Annotated in this window: 1 pseudogene; it reads left to right on the top strand. The window is 49.0% G+C overall.

From position 1 onward, the window contains the following. Positions 1-7 precede the first annotated feature (7 nt). Positions 8-247, top strand: a pseudogene (locus tag AAEY78_RS14450) (histidinol-phosphate transaminase); the annotation flags it as partial.

Here is a 247-nt window from a genome sequence, read left to right on the forward strand (position 1 = left end):
GTCAAAGATAGATACCAGACTTTGGTCATCTAAAGCACGCAACTTGTCACCTTATGTGCCGGGTGAACAGCCACAGCACGACAATTTATGCAAACTGAACACCAATGAAAACCCCTTTCCGCCGTCACCGAAAGTAGGCCAGGCAATCGCTAAGGTGTTAGAGAAGCAAGCGGAAGATTTGCGCTTGTATCCTGCACCCGAATCTGATGATTTGCGGGCGGCCTTAGCGCAGCTTTATAGTCTTGAG

The sequence above is a fragment of the Psychrobacter sp. 16-MNA-CIBAN-0192 genome (genome assembly GCF_040309565.1).
Taxonomy (GTDB): domain Bacteria; phylum Pseudomonadota; class Gammaproteobacteria; order Pseudomonadales; family Moraxellaceae; genus Psychrobacter.